Source organism: Oleiphilus sp. HI0061 (assembly GCF_001635675.1).
In genome coordinates this window covers 1-1018 of sequence record NZ_LWFE01001669.1, presented here as the reverse complement: position 1 = coordinate 1018, position 1018 = coordinate 1, and the positions used below count along the sequence as shown (strand labels likewise).

General features: G+C 43.8%; 1 protein-coding gene. It reads left to right on the top strand.

What is annotated here, in order from left to right:
• The first annotated feature begins 165 nt into the window (after window positions 1-165).
• Window positions 166-708 (top strand): ribosome maturation factor RimM, encoded by a 543-nt coding sequence (gene rimM / locus A3735_RS25850; protein WP_068510833.1) that lies wholly within the window; start codon window positions 166-168, stop codon window positions 706-708.
• Window positions 709-1018 lie beyond the last annotated feature (310 nt).

The window sequence follows — 1018 nt, the reverse complement described above, 5'->3', positions numbered from 1 at the left end:
AAGAACGTTTAAGAGTTGATTCTGACCGTGTTCAGCACTGGTTAGATAAAGGTGCTCAGACTTCTGACCGAGTTAAGACACTTTTGAAAGAGTCTGCTAAAGCTGCGTAAGGCCGTTTAAGTAGTCTGGAAAGCTAACATTGATACCGGCTGGAAATAATTACTCATGAGCAAAGCTACAGAAAAAGCTGTAATGGGTAAGATTACCTCGGTATACGGTGTTAAGGGTTGGGTGAAGGTGTTTTCCTATACTCAGCCTAAAGAAAATATTTGCCAATATAAAAATTGGACTCTCGAAGGTGGCAGCAAGAACGGATCGGTAACCGTGCTTAGCTGCAAAGCTCATGGCAATGGTCTGGTCGCCCAGTTAAAGGGGTGTCATGATCGCGATGAGGCTAAGCAGTATTGTGGTTCGTTGATTTCTGTACCTCGAGAAGAATTGCCGGAACTGCCTAGCGGTGATTACTACTGGCATCAGCTTCAAGGTCTGAAAGTATTTGCTTCAGGGTCTGATGTAGAAGAGAAGGTTTTACTTGGTCGTGTTGATCATTTGATTGAAACCGGATCTAACGATGTTTTGGTAGTAAAAAAGTGTAAGGATAGCTTGGACGGTAGGGAGCGATTAATTCCTTACTTGCCAGATCAGGTTGTCTTGGCGGTAGATCTGGAAGCAGGATCCATTGAAGTTGATTGGGATCCGGAGTTTTAGTTTGTAAAGCGCTGATTGCGGTACTTGCGGGGCGTTTTTATATAGGCACTACTTAATCAGTTCTGTAAATCAGTTCTGGCATAAGGGATTGGTTCTTTAAGTGGTGCAAAGATAGAAACTTGCTGGTCAATGTGGTGTGACTGGCTTAGAGATGTGAATGTATGCATTTTGGACTGGTTACGCTTTTTCCTGAAATGTTTCGCTCTCTAGAAGATCATGGTGTCGTTGGGCGGGCAGTAAAGAAAGGGCTAATAGCTCTGGATTATTGGAATCCTCGAGAGTTCACCCATGATAAGCACCGTACGGTCGA

What these genes read in the sequence shown, in the direction of transcription:
- rimM (WP_068510833.1), top strand. Translation starts at nt 166, where the DNA reads ATGAGCAAAGCTACAGAAAAAGCTGTAATGGGTAAGATTACCTCGGTA.